This window comes from Paraburkholderia sp. SSBN10T, from assembly GCF_056619545.1.
This window is the reverse complement of the sequence record NZ_JBWQQI010000038.1, coordinates 1-13,163: the sequence shown is the minus strand read 5'-3', so window position 1 is coordinate 13,163 and position 13,163 is coordinate 1. Positions and strand designations below refer to the sequence as shown.

General features: G+C 62.7%; 10 protein-coding genes. All 10 read right to left on the bottom strand.

Features of this window, described 5'->3' with window-relative positions:
• Positions 1 to 11: 11 nt before the first annotated feature.
• The 10 genes from AC1ECK_RS35265 to AC1ECK_RS35220 all read right to left on the bottom strand — a co-directional run bounded on the left by AC1ECK_RS35265 (position 12) and on the right by AC1ECK_RS35220 (position 10,984).
• Entirely contained in the window at positions 12 to 1,154 is a 1,143-nt protein-coding gene (locus tag AC1ECK_RS35265) for an EAL domain-containing protein (RefSeq protein ID WP_480327677.1), read from the bottom strand.
• Positions 1,155 to 1,229: 75 nt separating this feature from the next.
• The gene (locus tag AC1ECK_RS35260) at positions 1,230 to 2,546 is read right to left on the bottom strand and encodes a glycosyltransferase family protein (RefSeq protein WP_480327675.1); all 1,317 of its coding nucleotides are present in this window, start codon (positions 2,544 to 2,546) and stop codon (positions 1,230 to 1,232) included.
• Positions 2,543 to 3,232, bottom strand: coding sequence for a class I SAM-dependent methyltransferase (locus AC1ECK_RS35255; RefSeq protein ID WP_480327673.1), 690 nt, complete (start codon positions 3,230 to 3,232; stop codon positions 2,543 to 2,545). The genes AC1ECK_RS35260 and AC1ECK_RS35255 overlap by 4 nt, the downstream gene beginning before the upstream one ends.
• Positions 3,213 to 5,018: a glycosyltransferase family 9 protein gene (locus AC1ECK_RS35250; protein ID WP_480327747.1), complete on the bottom strand. Its 1,806-nt coding sequence runs from the start codon at positions 5,016 to 5,018 to the stop codon at positions 3,213 to 3,215. Before AC1ECK_RS35250 ends, AC1ECK_RS35255 begins: the two co-directional genes overlap by 20 nt.
• Before the next feature lie 71 nt (positions 5,019 to 5,089).
• A complete protein-coding gene (locus AC1ECK_RS35245; protein WP_480327671.1) occupies positions 5,090 to 6,217 on the bottom strand; it encodes a DUF2827 domain-containing protein in 1,128 nt (375 codons plus the stop codon).
• Positions 6,218 to 6,349: 132 nt separating this feature from the next.
• Complete coding sequence (locus tag AC1ECK_RS35240; RefSeq protein WP_480327669.1) at positions 6,350 to 6,904, bottom strand: hypothetical protein; 555 nt, start codon at positions 6,902 to 6,904, stop codon at positions 6,350 to 6,352.
• 5 nt (positions 6,905 to 6,909) lie between these two features.
• Positions 6,910 to 8,070: a DUF2827 domain-containing protein gene (locus AC1ECK_RS35235; RefSeq protein ID WP_480327667.1), complete on the bottom strand. Its 1,161-nt coding sequence runs from the start codon at positions 8,068 to 8,070 to the stop codon at positions 6,910 to 6,912.
• On the bottom strand, positions 8,067 to 9,221 hold the full coding sequence (locus AC1ECK_RS35230; RefSeq protein WP_480327665.1) for a DUF2827 domain-containing protein: 1,155 nt from the start codon (positions 9,219 to 9,221) through the stop codon (positions 8,067 to 8,069). The genes AC1ECK_RS35235 and AC1ECK_RS35230 overlap by 4 nt, the downstream gene beginning before the upstream one ends.
• Before the next feature lie 64 nt (positions 9,222 to 9,285).
• Complete coding sequence (locus tag AC1ECK_RS35225) at positions 9,286 to 10,011, bottom strand: OmpA family protein (RefSeq protein WP_480327663.1); 726 nt, start codon at positions 10,009 to 10,011, stop codon at positions 9,286 to 9,288.
• Positions 10,012 to 10,114: 103 nt separating this feature from the next.
• A complete protein-coding gene (locus tag AC1ECK_RS35220) occupies positions 10,115 to 10,984 on the bottom strand; it encodes a YadA family autotransporter adhesin (protein ID WP_480327745.1) in 870 nt (289 codons plus the stop codon).
• Between the last annotated feature and the right edge of the window lie 2,179 nt (positions 10,985 to 13,163).

Below are 13,163 nucleotides of genomic sequence, written 5' to 3'. Positions count from 1 at the left end.
AGCTACGACGACTACAGGGGAGACACTCCATGCAGCACAAAGTCCTCCGTTCCACCGTGCAAATATCCCTGAGCCCACTCACAGCCAGCACTCCTGACGATATCCAGATCTTCACTGCTCTCAACTCCCTCGATTACAACGGTGCGAGCCAGGTCGCGAGCCAGATCGGCGAAGCTACGGAGCCGTTCGATGCCCTGGCGGCCGCTTCTCGCATTTCTGAGCAGGCACGCATCGAGCTTCACGATGTCCGGCGTGCCAATCTCGACTCCATTCTGTACTCCATAGCCCGCACCAAAATCGTCAATCGCTATCTGACATCCCAATGCATTCAGGCGCCGCGAAAAATCCCGCCCTCTGGAGGGAACAACCGGAGCGGCCTCAGTTATTTCGATGATCAGTCGCCTCGCAACGTCCGGCATCCGCTGCAGCCTCTCGAAGATGGCTGTCCACCAATGGGATTCGGTCGCGCTTTCCGCCGAGATATTGCATCCAAGGACGCGCGTTTTATCCGCTACCAGTCTATCGATGACGCACGAGACAACAATCTGGTCAAACTCGTTTACGAACCCTACCCGCTCAATGCTGGGAATGAAGCTCGATGGCATCATGGCGCAATTGGACTCAGGAAGAATGACCCGCGCGAGACATTCATCGTATAGGGATTGATCCTCGTTATTGACGTTAAAAACGGACTGGCACGAGAATGCCAGATGCCCTTCCACCATGGCGTTCAGCATCTGACCTGCATGTGCGAGATGCATGCTCCCTTCTGAAGCAGGAATCCTCAGCGCCTTCGCACCGAGCTTGCCGTCCGTCCGCTCAACGCTCACTTCCAGAACTGCGAGCGAGAGCAGCCCTCCGGTTACGACAATATGCCTGAGCACCGCTTCCATATAGGTACTCACCTTTGAAAGGCTCGCGCCGGTCCGTAGCACGTTGGCTATCCTGATAAATCCAGGGCCTAGTCGAAGAACTGTCGATCTGCCGTCGACGGCATCCTTAAAGCGCTCAACCAACTCGAGATCTATCGCATAGGAAACATCTTTTGGAAACCGCCGTTCAAGCGCCTTGAGGTTTGTTATGGTCACAACCATATCCAACCAGTCAGCGCCGTGATGATCCGTCAGCGATATGCTGGAAGTCGAGTTAGCCAAGATGATCTCCGCTTCGTAATGCCTTGAATAAGGTCTTGCTGTAACCGGCACATCAGTCCACCTATGGAGAGCGGTTCAATCAGGTAGTCCGTTATCGTGCGACATCATCAGTGCCCTTATTTGCGGCCACATGCCGAAGTAATGGACCATGAAGCTGCCGGGACGTCGGAACATCCACGGCGTATTGCACGTCACAAAGTCCGACACCTGCTCCTCGTCGAGCAGACCACTCCCTGTCAACGCCCGAATCAGATAAAACTGGTCGCCGTTCTCCGCATAGACCGTCGAGCGGTCGGACAGACCGGCAATCTCGGCCATCCACGACGCCAGCAAGTTTTGATTGGCCGGAGTCCGGCGCAGGCCGACGACTCCAGCGTTGAGCGGCCACTGTCCGACATCGTGGGCGAACAGCCTGTCGCGTCCTTCCAGGAGTGAGGCAAGCGGTCGGTCCGGATCGGCAATCAGAATGTCCGAGTCGAGCCAGACGACCCACTCGTGATGCTGGAGATAGCCCTGCAACAGCCAGGGCTTGAACCAGTTGCCGCTGCCGACCAGCCCCACTTCGGCCGGAATCTCGCGATGCACGTACAGCGTATAGCCGTGCCGTTCGCAATAGCGGCGCATATTCCGCTCGGCGATCCGTCCGAATACCCCGATGTTGGGCGTATACAGCGTCGTCAGTGCGATCCGATTGCCAGGTGCGTAGGTGCTGCGCTCGACGGACTCGGCGGCGTCGTAATCGGGAAACGCAAACAGCGGCAGACCTGCCGCGCGCCGCTCGTTCAGATGCGCGACGAGCACGTCCCGGAAACGCGAACAGACGCTCCTGCGTCCAGCATGGTCGGGCTCGCCGTCGATGCTGATAGCAAAGGTTGTCGTGCGCGCCCAGGCAGGATCCATCGAATAACCGCACGGCATGACCGGTGCGATCTCATCGTCGGCATCGCGAAAGTGCAGCGTCGCCAGGTCGCCGAACAGCTCGATCTCGGCGGGCGGTTCCTCATTGCCTAGCCGGCAACACGCAACGATCCGCAGTATCCGCTCACGAAGCTCCTCCGTATTGCGCCAGATCTGCACGTTCGTCTGCGGAAAATCCTGCGCCCACGTACGCACCAGCAGCCAGTCGCGGCCGTTCATCAGCGATTCGAGCGGCACCGGATCGACGATTGCTGCGTTCTCCGTGAGCATCGCCACCAGTTGCCCGGGCGAAGCCTGCCGCAGCGTATGCAGCAGGGTTTCGTACTTGTAGAGCATGCGCAACTGGGGGCTCTCGTGCATGGCCGATACATCGACGACTTCGTGCCGGTAGCCGTAGCGCCGCGCATAGTGCCTGTGGTTATCGAGGCTCGGCCGCGCCGGACCACAGAAATAGCTGAGCACGATCGAGCTCAAGGCCGACCCTCCGCTGCGCGCTGCGCCAGGCGCGAACGGACGCAGGCCATGTCCCATAACCCCAGGCAACGGTCGTACATCGGCACTGCGCCGAGATCCGGGCCGTACACGATGCTTTCCTGGCTCCCTTCGATCAGGAGCGCGAGCGGCGGCGCAAGATCGAACGGCGCCATCTCGAGATTGATCGGCGTCCACTGTCCGGTCTCGATATCGCCGTTGCGCGGATAGGAGCGGTAGACGAAAGTCGTCGTCAGCAGATAACGTGCGTGCGTCCCGGCGAAACGCACCAGCGCGCGAAACACGTCCTCATGCGAGAAATGGAACAGGCAGTCGCGGCACAGGATCAGGTCGGCGTCGGGCAGCGGCTCCTGCAGCAGGTCCAGACGCAGGAAACGCCGCCCCGGCCCCTCGCCATAGGTGGCGCGATTGGCCGCAACCAGGGCCTCGACGATATCGGCGCCGGTATAGTCGACGCCATCCAGATTCACGTGCCGCATCCAGTTGAAGTCGCCGCATGGCACGTCCAGCATCGAACGCACACCGAAGCGCGCCAGCAACCCCGGCAGCTCGCGGATCACGCGCTCCGTGTTCCTCAGTTCGGAACCCCAGCCGGAGACCGACTCCTGCGAATGCCAGCCGCGTTCCTGGTAGATCTTCTCGAATACGTCAGTCGTCTTGTTGTCCACCTTGTTCTCCCCGTCGAGCCAGCCATCGGGCCAAATCCTCGCCCACCTTGCGCAGCGGTTCCGACCAGTCCCGGTATTGACGCTGCCGATACAGCACGACCGACGGATACCAGGGACTGTCGCTGCGCTCGAGCAGCCAGGTCCAGTGCGGATTGACGTCGAGCAACAGCCAGGTCGGCTTGCCGAGTGCCCCGGCCAGATGCGCGACCGACGTACAGACGGTGACGACCAGGTCGAGACTCGCTATGAAGGCAGCCGTCTCGTCGAAGCTCGACAGCTCCCCGGTCAGGTCGATCACCTCGAGCCCGGCTTCGGCCATGCGGGCCACGTCGTCGGCACCGCCGATCTGCAGGCTGTAGAAATCGACATCGGACAATTCGCGCAAGGCCTGCGCATAGCGTTCGGGCGGCACGGCGCGCAGTGGGTTGCGCTGATGCGTGCGGCTGCCGGTCCAGGCCAGGCCGACGCGAAACCGGCCGCCATTGGCGAGCCGTTCGCTCCAGGCAGCGGCGCGCCCCTCGTCGTGCCGCAGATACACGGTCGGCGCGGGCAGGTTCTCCAGCGTGGTCCCGAGTATCAGCGGCAGGCTGGCGAGCGGCAGATGGTAGTCAAACGTGAGGGGCTCCGCGCTGTCGTGCGCTACGATCTTCGCGCCGCAATCGGCGAAGCTGCGCTGGATCAGCGCAAAGGCCTCGGCAAAGCAGCACAGCGTCATCTCCCCACCCGCCTGACGCACGCGCCTGGCAATCTGCGGCACGAAACGGGCGAACTGGAATACGTCGCCGAAACCCTGCTCGCCCCACACCAGCAACGTCTTGCCCGAGAGTTCCTGGCCGCGCCAGCGCCGCTCGGGATGAAAAACAGGAACCCGTTCCAGTTCGGGCGAACCCGACCATCTCGCCTCGAAATTGATCCAGCCATTCTGGAAATCGCCGCGCATCAGTTGCAGCATCGCCACCGCCCACTGGATCGTCACGTCGCTGTCCGGCGCGCGCGCCGCGCGAACGATCGTCTCGTATGCCTCGTCCCAGCACTGCATTTCCCTCAGGGCATTGCTGAGCGCCAGCAGCGCGAGCGTGTAACCGGGTGCCAGCGCGCAGGCGCGCCGCGCAGCGAGCTCGGCTCTGGCCGGTGCACGCATCGCCAGCAGCACATTGGAAACATTGGTCCAGGCCAGATGCGTATCGCTTCCCGAGCGCGTCGCGTCCATGCCGAAACGCAGCGCCGCGGCGTGATCTCCGAGTCGATAATGCAGGGCCGACAGATTGTTGCGCAGCATCGGGCGGGCGGGATTGAGCCCGAACGCCTGTTCGTAAGCTTCCCGGGACTGGACATAATGCCGGGACGACTGCCGGAACAGTCCGAGCTTGAACCAGGCGTCCGGGTCGTCGGGGGCCAGCTCGCACCATTGCTGAACGACGGACAGTCCGAGATCGAACCGTTTCATCACATATAGCGTTTCGCACCACTCATCGAACCATTGCGTCGCATCGGGCGCCGACCGGTGCGCACGCTCGTACCAGGCATGCGCATCGCCCAGCCGGCCCGCGCGCAGGGCCAGCCGGGCAGCTTCGATCATGGCCGGAGCGAAGCCCGGCGTCACCGCCAGGGCGCGCTCGACGGCAGAGTGTGCCGCGTCCAGACGATCCGTGAGCCGCAGCAACTGACCCTGAGCCGTCAACGCGCCCGCCTCGTCCGGCGCCACCGCGAGCCACTTCGCTATGGCATCGGCCGCTTCGATCAGATTGCCGCGCCCGAAGTCCTTCTGGATGCGCTCGAACGGCATCGCAGCCACGGTCCCGCTTCCCTTGCCACGTCGTACCCGGGCTCGACGCGCCTTGTCGTGTCGAAGAAACATCAGCGCACCGGCCGGCTCAGCAGATCGTCGAGCAACGCGCCGTAGATCGCCACCAGCGTCTCGTCGTGCGGCAGATACGCTGCGATCAACGTACGCTGCCGTTCGCGATACCAGGACGCCTGCGCATCGTGCATGTCGAGCGCCTCGATCATGCGTCTCGCGCCCTCTTCCACGTCGTTGCCATCGTAGTAATAGCCGAGATCGGCGCACAGCGAGGCGTTGTGCACGAGCGGATAGCCCTGCCAGCAGACTTCCAGATACAGATAGTTCAGTGGGTTCTCCCATTGATGGGAAATCACGATATCGGTCTGGTTGGCGAGGAATTCCGGCGTATCGAAACGGCCGAGAAACACGGCGTGGCCATCGCGCACGATATCGAGCTGGTTCATCAGCGAAACAAACTCGGGACTTTCGTGCGCAAGCCGTTCCGCATTGGCGACCTGAAGCAGACTGATCCGGTCGGGCCGCCTGCGGTATACGAGTTCGGCAATCAGGATCGGATACAGCGCGAATTTCACGACATTGATGTTCGGTTCCAGTACCGACAGCCGCTTCTGTCCGAAACTTGGACGGTACCGGCCGCGCTCGGGCAGATCTCGCGAACGCGCCTCCACGAACATCGGACTCCACACGAACGGTACCTGCCGCGCCGGCACGCGCCGCAGGACTTCGAAGTACGCGCGGCTGATATGGTCGACCTGCGGAATGATCCAGATGTCGTCGTAACGCTGATTGACAAACAGATGCTCGCCCCACAGCCGCCTGTCGAAGAGGATCGACTCCATTGCATGGATATACTCAAAGCCGCAGCAATACGACACCAGGCGCACGCCCCTGGCTTTCAGATAAGCGGTCTGCTCTGCATCGACCTGTCCGCCAAGCTCGATCATCACGTCCACGAGATCCTTCGCACCTTCGAACGCCATGGTCGGATAGCGCTCCAGATCCCAGGGCAAGGCATTCGTCACGGGCACGTCCGTCGTATTGACGAGGATCACCTCCGATACGCGCGGACAGTGACGCAGTGCTTCCGCAAGAAACACGGCGTTCTGCTTGATACCGTTGTTCCAGAGCGTCTCAGCGGCATGGTGCAGGCCGATCGTGATGCCGATCCGCAATCCGCTCATGGCAGCCGCTCCGTGCCTACCTCGTCCGGCACGTACGCCGCGCTCCGGTCAACCTTCACGTACTTCACATCACACCTCTTGCCTGATGGCACACATATGCAGCTTGTTGCATGAATCGGTGAAATCTCGGCGCTATCGTCCAGCGCTCCCGGCCGACGCAGAGAATTTCACGTAACGGCGGATGACCAGGCAGCCTGGCGACGAATCGATCAGGGACACTGACGAACTGCTATCACTCGGGGCCGTATACACCGTCATATGTTCGAGCAGCGGTGTCGCGTGATAGCCCGGCAGTTCGCGTCGAGCCACCTGCTTGCAGGGCGTCGCCGTGAACGACATGCGCTCGGCCTCGACCGAGCACGTGCCGTCGGCCTCGGGTACCGCAGCCACCGACAATGCGGCGCCGGAACCCGGAAAGTTGAGCCCAAGCAGCGAGAACACCGGGCCGCCGCCCATGCGCTTGCGATCCCAGTCGAACAGCACGTCATTGTTCGAGGTGTCCTGTATCGCGAGCGCAGACAGCGACGAGATTTGCGCCAGACATTGGCGCGCACCGACCGCGTCTGCCGCGAGCGCGAGCGTATTGCGCGGCGTCTTCTCCGCGTGCGGCACGAGTACGTTCTGAGCGAAGGCGTGGCCAGCCAGCAGCAAACTGCCCCATGCGATCCGTCCGGCGAGTCGACGCACCGTCCTCATTTGTTCCCGCCCGAGTAGAGTGCGAGCAAAGCCTCGTCGTAGGCGCGGAGGTTGGCTTCGCTTTCGGGATCCAGCGTCGCCAGAAAGGTACGCGCAGTCTCGCGATAAGCCTCCAGATTCGCATCATGTTCGGCAAACGCGCGCTGCAACGCACGACCACCCGCCTCGCAATCGAAATCCTGGTAACGGTAGCCGCAGTCGCCGATGAGATGCGAATTGTGGATCAGCGGATAACCGCCGTACAGCGCCTCGTAGTAAACGTAGTTCTGCGCGTTTTCCCACTGGTGCGTCACCAGGACATCCACATCCGACGCCACGACCCGGCACAGCGGGAAACGCCCCTCGAACGACGCCAGGCCATGCCTGACGATGTCCAGGCTGATCGCAAAACCGTGGAAGGACACGTGGTCCTTCATCTGCAGCGTGTTGTAAACCCAGACGTGCTCGAGCAGTTCGCGATTGGCCCGATGTGCAGCCTCGCACGCAAGCATCGGCACAAACGAGGTCTTCACCATGCAGATGTTCGGCTCGAAGATTCCGGCGCGCCAACGCGACCGCCCCGGCCGGTAGCCGAAATGCATCCCCTCCGGCAGCATGGCGGCCTCGCGTTCGAGAATCGCCGGGCTCCACAAATGAGGCACCACGCGCACCGGCGCCCGAAACGTAGTGGCAAAGTACGGCACGCATGTGCGCTCGTATTCCGCCAGTGTCCATACCGCGTCGTACGGCGCCCCCGAAATCAGCAAGGCATTCGGTTGATCGAACACCATGCGCTCGTTGTCGATCACGTAATCGTTGCCCACGCGCATCGACGCAACCCTGCCGCCGCTCGCCCGGAATGCCACGATCCATTCGCGGTCGAGCTGGGCGCTCATTTCGATCATGACATCGAGGCGCGACGCGGCGCTGTCCATGTCGATCACCGGTACGGGCGAATCGGCCAGAAAATGGCTCGCATCCGAAGCCCTGCCGTCGCCCCCGCCCGCCACCAGATAGACCTCCCTGACGAGCGGCGAGCGCTTGAGCAGCATCGCGAGAAAGATACAGTTCTGGAAAATGCCGTTCTCCCAGACCGACTGGCTGCCCTTGCGCACGAAGATCGATATGCCGATACGCAGCCGCATCAGCGAATCCGGCTGTCCGGTCTGGCCGTTCATTGCCGCCCCCTGCCCGCGGAAAACGCCGTATCCCGGCACAGATGCCGCAGACGCACTGCGTAGCCTTCGAGATTGTGCTCGGCCACCGGATCGACCGCGTCGAACACGCGCCGCGCACGGGCACGGTAGTCGTCGAGCCCTTGCTCGTGCCGGTCTGCGGCAAGCAGCAACTGGGCCGCGCCCTTCGTGATCTCGAAGTCGGGATAGTAGTAACCGGCCTCCTTGAGCCACGGCGAGTTGTGGATCAGCGGATAGCCTCCGTACAGGGCGTCCAGATAGCTATAGTTCTGGTCGTTGCACCACTGGTGCGACACCACCGCATCGGCATGCTGGGCCATAAAGCCGACGATGTCGTGGCGGCCATGGAAGGTGGCGCGGTGGTCGCGCACGAGATCGAGTGAATTGGCCAGATGCAGCATTGTCATATGGTCTTTCAAGTGCAGCGTGTTGAGCACATGCAGGAACTGGATCGCGCCCGGTTCGGCCCGGTAGGCCTCGTCGCAGATCAGCATCGGGATGGTCGAGGTCTTGACGACCGAGATGTTCGGCTCGAACACCGCGACGCGCAGCCCCGCGCGCAGCCAGTCCGCGCCGGTCGGACGCGGACGGTAACCGAAATGCAGATCGTGCCCGGCCGCTTCCTGCACGCGCTGTTCGATGAACTGCGGGCTCCAGATATAAGGCACGATATGGACGTCGCAACGATGCAGGACGCGCATCAGCGGCGCCAGTGCGGCATCCTTCGGCAGCAGCCAGACCTCATCGCAACGATCCGGACGCGGTGCATGACCCGGCTTGCCGAACACCGGCGCTTCGGCCAGGCCGACAAACGGCTGCCCGCAGCAGTAGAAGATCACCTTGCGGCCGCGCGCGCGCATCAGGTCGAGCCATCGGACGTCGAGCGCGCCGCCGAGCTCGATGACTACATCCACCGCTTCCGTCGCGGCTCGCGTGTCGAGGATAGGCAACTGGTCCGGGCCCAGGTCGACCTGCGGCGGCAGCACGCCCTGGTCGCCGACGTCGATCAACACGACGGACTTTACGAAAGGCAGGCTGCGAAACACCTGGACCAGAAACACAAGGTTCTGACCCAGGCCGTTTTCCCAGATGCTCTGACCGGCATGAGTGACAACCGAGATTCCTATGCGCATCGCTCGACCCCGGACACGGCGGGGCCGCGCTCCGCCCACACGAGAGTGACAGCAGCCATGTTCGTCATTGCGCGCCCGATCCTTCCTGGATCGTGCTCAGCCGCACTTCGACGCGACGATTCTGGGCACGGCCGGCCGCCGTGCTGTTCGAGGCAACCGGATCGGCCTTGCCGAAGGCATGTGCGTTGAAGCGTTCGGCCTTGAGGCCGTGCGTCTGCAGATAAGCGACGACCGACTCGGCGCGGCGCCGCGACAGATCAAGGTTATAGGGATCCGAGCCGACCGAATCGGTATAGCCGTTGACTGTCACGGTCCCGGCATCGAGGCCGCGCGTACGGTCAATGAGCTGGTCGAGCTGAGCCCGTGAGACGGGCGTCAACGTCGCCTTGCCGGTGTCGAAGGCAGCGTCGCCACTCAGCGTCAGGCCTTGTGGCGCGACGGGTGCGGCCTTGACGACCGGTGCCGGTGCCGGCACTGGCGCGGCCTGCTGCGGCGTACCGCACTGGAACGTCAGCTCGCGGTCATCGGGCGCGCCGTTGCGCGTCTGCCCCAGCGGCGCGACGCCTTCGAGAACCTTTACGTTCTGCTCGCGGCAAATCTTCTGAGCCTCGCGCTGGCACGTCTGCGGACCTTCGAGCAGCCCACCGCAGATCACGCGGTAGGCCTGTCCGCCGTCCGGCAGGCTCACCGAATAGGCGCTGAAGGTCGGGCCGGAGGCCGCTGTACAACCGGCCAACCCCAGGATCGCCAGCAAGGCGATCTCCGTCATGTTTCGCATGGCAAATTTCATGATGCTTCCATCTATTGAGAGTCGATACGTTCTGTTCCGGGAGCCGGCTGGCCCTGGCGCACGGGATCCGCCAGACCGGCCGAAACCGGTCCGGCGGGTCCGCTTACCAGGAGTAGCCGACACCGACGTTGAACATCACGGAGCCGCTGTCTGCAGCACTCACACCGAGCTTGACGATGGTGTTCGTCGTGATCCGGGCGCTGGCTCCAAGTGCAATCGCCGTGTACCCGGCGTAGTCACCGGCACCCGCCGACAGCGCGAAGGTCTTGTACTGCTCGACCTGCGGCATCCCGGCCATGGCACTGGCCATCGCGATACCCGAGTACGCGTAGCGGGCCACATGGTTGACGCTCTGCTGCACGGCACCGAGCTGCGACACGTTGACGGCATCGGTCGGGTTCACCCCCGGCGCGACGTTCGTGATCGTGCGTAGATTGCCGGGCGAGCCGACCGAGACCGAATTCGGCTGCGTGGCGATCGATCCGGCACCCAGCGCAACCGAATTCGATGCGCTGGCCGTTGCTCCAGCACCTATCGCCATCGAGTTCGCACCGCTGGCCACTGCGTTCAGACCGATTGCCGTCGCCTGGTTGCCATTCGCCATGGCGTTCTGACCGATCGCGATTGCCGCCGTGGAAGCCGCATTCGCTCCATATCCGACCGCCACGGCGCTGGTTCCAGCAGACGTCGCATTCACGCCGAGCGCCATCGAGTTCACGCCAGTCGCACCGTCGTTGTCGTAGTTGCCCTGCTGCGTGCCGCCGTCGTTGACGCTGACGTAGTGGGTACGCGTTGTCGACACCAGCGTCGACAACGAGGTGATCCCGGTCGAGGTCGAAGACGACAGGCTGACCAGGTTGCTGCTGGTCGTGGACAATCCAGTCGACAGCGAATTGACACCGGTCGACAGGGAACTGATGCCCGTCGAGGTCGACGTCGACAGCGAGCTCAGGCCCGTTGACAACGAACTCATGCCGGTTGAGGTCGACGTGGACAGTGAAGCCACCGTGCTGTTCGTGCTCGACAGGCCCGTCGACAGGGAACTGATGCCCGTCGAAGCCGATGCCACCGTGCTAGTCACACTTGACAGGCCGGTCGACAACGAGTTGATGCTCGTCGAGGTCGAGGTGGACAGTGAGCTCATACCTGTTGACATCGAACTGAGGCCGGTCGACGTCGAGGTGGACAGTGAACTCACGCCTGTCGACAGCGAACTGATGCCTGTCGAGGTCGACGTGGACAGTGAGCTCACACCCGTCGACAACGAGCTGATGCCCGTCGACGTGGACGTGGACAGCGAGCTCACGCCCGTTGACAGCGAACTGATGCCCGTCGACGTGGACGTAGACAGTGAACTCACACCCGTCGACAGCGAACTGATGCCGGTCGAGGTCGACGTGGACAGTGAGCTCACGCCCGTCGACAACGAGCTGATACCCGTCGAGGTCGACGTAGACAGTGAACTCACGCCCGTCGACAGCGAACTGATGCCGGTCGACGTCGACGTGGACAGCGAGCTCACACCTGTCGACAGCGAACTGATGCCGGTCGACGTCGACGTAGACAGCGAGCTCACGCCCGTTGACAACGAACTGATGCCGGTCGAGGTCGACGTTGACAGTGAACTCACACCCGTTGACAACGAACTGATGCCGGTCGAGGTCGACGTGGACAGCGAACTCACGCCCGTTGACAGCGAACTGATGCCGGTCGAGGTCGACGTTGACAGTGAACTCACGCCCGTCGACAGCGAACTGATGCCGGTCGACGTCGACGTGGATAGCGAGCTCACACCCGTTGACAGCGAACTGATGCCCGTCGACGTGGACGTGGACAGTGAGCTCACGCCCGTCGACAACGAGCTGATACCCGTCGACGTGGACGTAGACAGTGAACTCACGCCCGTCGACAACGAGCTGATACCCGTCGACGTGGACGTAGACAGTGAACTCACGCCCGTCGACAGCGAACTGATGCCGGTCGACGTCGAGGTGGACAGAGAGCTTACGCCCGTTGACAACGAACTGATGCCGGTCGAGGTCGACGTGGACAGCGAGCTCACGCCCGTCGACAACGAACTGAGGCCTGTCGAGGTCGAGGTGGACAGTGAGCTCACGCCCGTTGACAGTGAGCTCACGCCCGTTGACAGCGAGCTGATGCCCGTCGACGTGGACGTGGACAGCGAGCTCACGCCCGTCGACAGCGAACTGATGCCGGTCGACGTGGACGTGGACAGTGAATTCACACCCGTCGACAGTGAACTGATACCGGTCGACGTCGACGTGGACAGCGAGCTCACACCTGTCGACAGCGAACTGATGCCCGTCGACGTCGACGTGGACAGCGAGCTCACGCCCGTTGACAACGAACTGATGCCGGTCGAGGTCGACGTGGACAGTGAGCTCACGCCCGTCGACAGCGAACTGATGCCGGTCGAGGTCGACATGGACAGTGAACTAACGCCCGTCGACAGCGAACTGATACCGGTCGAGGTCGACGTGGACAGCGAGCTCACACCTGTCGACAGCGAACTGATGCCCGTCGACGTCGACGTGGACAGCGAGCTCACGCCCGTTGACAGCGAACTGATACCCGTCGACGTGGACGTCGACAGTGAGCTGATGCCGGTCGACAGCGAGCTTACACCCGTTGACAGCGAACTGATTCCTGTCGAGGTCGAGGTGGACAGCGAGCTCACGCCCGTCGACAACGAACTGATGCCCGTCGACGTCGAGGTAGACAGCGAGCTGATCCCTGTCGACAGCGACGACACAGAACTGGATGTCGACGAAAGCGTGGTCGACAGCGAACTCAGCCCCGTCGACAGCGAGCTCATACCGGTCGACGTCGATGTCGACAACGAATTGACAGCCTGGTCGGTCGCATACAGTTGCGAGCCGTTCACCGCATCGGTGCTGGTACTCGTGACTTCACCGGCCGCCACGTTGGTGATCTGCCGCTCGGCGCCCGGCGCGCCAACGCTCACCACGCTTTGCGGATTCGTCCCGGCATACGCATAGTTCACGCCGCCGATCGTCGAGCCCGACGTCGGATTGGGCGCCGCCGTCACCGAGCCGGAACCCAGCGCCACGTCATTGGCGTTGTTCGCCGTCGCACCCGAGCCGAGCGCAATTCCGCCCGCCGCCACCGCA

Coding starts and splice junctions, on each gene's coding strand:
- AC1ECK_RS35250 (WP_480327747.1), bottom strand. CDS start 5,018: ATGCCGTTCGAGCGCATCCAGAAGGACTTCGGGCGCGGCAATCTGATC.
- AC1ECK_RS35245 (WP_480327671.1), bottom strand. CDS start 6,217: ATGAGCGGATTGCGGATCGGCATCACGATCGGCCTGCACCATGCCGCT.
- AC1ECK_RS35235 (WP_480327667.1), bottom strand. CDS start 8,070: ATGAACGGCCAGACCGGACAGCCGGATTCGCTGATGCGGCTGCGTATC.
- AC1ECK_RS35230 (WP_480327665.1), bottom strand. CDS start 9,221: ATGCGCATAGGAATCTCGGTTGTCACTCATGCCGGTCAGAGCATCTGG.
- AC1ECK_RS35225 (WP_480327663.1), bottom strand. CDS start 10,011: ATGAAATTTGCCATGCGAAACATGACGGAGATCGCCTTGCTGGCGATC.
- AC1ECK_RS35220 (WP_480327745.1), bottom strand. CDS start 10,984: ATGAGTTCGTTGTCAACGGGCCTGAGCTCGCTGTCGACGTCGACCTCG.